This window comes from Streptomyces sp. NEAU-YJ-81, from assembly GCF_017592595.1.
Lineage (GTDB): Bacteria > Actinomycetota > Actinomycetes > Streptomycetales > Streptomycetaceae > Streptomyces > Streptomyces hygroscopicus_B.
In genome coordinates this window covers 1-1,130 of record NZ_JAGFNO010000116.1, presented here as the reverse complement: position 1 = coordinate 1,130, position 1,130 = coordinate 1, and the positions used below count along the sequence as shown (strand labels likewise).

At 66.2% G+C, this 1,130-nt stretch carries 1 protein-coding gene; it reads left to right on the top strand.

What is annotated here, in order from left to right; translation table 11 throughout:
* The first annotated feature begins 38 nt into the window (after positions 1–38).
* The gene (locus J5X86_RS50145) at positions 39–1,130 is read left to right on the top strand and encodes an IS630 family transposase (protein ID WP_208523229.1); all 1,092 of its coding nucleotides are present in this window, start codon (positions 39–41) and stop codon (positions 1,128–1,130) included.

Sequence of the window (1,130 nt, the reverse complement as noted above, 5' to 3'; positions counted from 1 at the left end):
CCTAGTGACCTGAGTCAGAGATTTGTCGTTGGTTGGTTGTGACGCGTCCTGGACCGAAGATCCCGCCGTTGTCGTTGACCGATGTCCAGCGGGCTGTGCTCGAGGGGTGGGTGCGTCGGCGGTCCACCGCCCAGGCGTTGGCCCAGCGGGCGCGGATCGTGCTGGAGTGTGCCGAGGGGCACTCGATCATGGCGGTGTCCCGTCGGCTGGGGGTGGCACCGGACACGGTCCGCACCTGGCGACGCCGCTTCCTGGACCAGGGTCTGGACGGGCTGGGTGACGAGCCCCGTCCCGGTGTCCCACGCAAGATCAGCGACGCGGATGTGGAACGCGTCATCGTCAAAACGCTGGAGGAGCGGCCGAAGAACGCCACCCACTGGTCGACCCGGTCCATGGCCGCCGCCACGGGAATGTCGCAGTCGGCGATCTCGCGGATCTGGCGGGCCTTCGCGCTGGCTCCCCACCGGTCCCAGACCTTCAAGCTCAGTACCGATCCACTCTTCATCGACAAGGTCCGCGATGTGGTGGGCCTGTATCTCGACCCGCCGGAGCGGGCCCTGGTGCTGTGTGTGGATGAGAAGTCCCAGATCCAGGCCCTGGACCGGTCTCAGCCGGTGCTGCCGATGATGCCCGGGGTGCCCGAACGCCGCAGCCACGACTACGTGCGCGCGGGCACCACCACCCTGTTCGCTGCCCTGGACGCGGCCACCGGAAAGGTCATCGGCTCCCTCCACCGCCGACACCGCGCGGCCGAGTTCAAGAAGTTCCTGGCCAAGCTCGACAGCCAAGTGCCAACCGGCCTGGAGGTGCACCTCATCCTGGACAACTACGCCACCCACAAGACACCGGCCATCAAGCAGTGGCTCGTGGCACATCCACGATTCCACCTGCACTTCACCCCGACCGGATCCTCATGGCTGAACCTGGTCGAGCGGTGGTTCGCCGAGCTGACCGCCAAGAAACTCCGCCGCGGCATCCACCGCTCTGTCCAAGCCCTCGAACGCGACATCCGCGCCTGGCTCACAGACTGGAACGAGCAACCCCGCCCGTTCGTGTGGACCAAGACCGCCGACGACATCCTCGACAAAGTCGCCGCATACTGCCAGAGAATCTCTGACTCAGGTCACTAG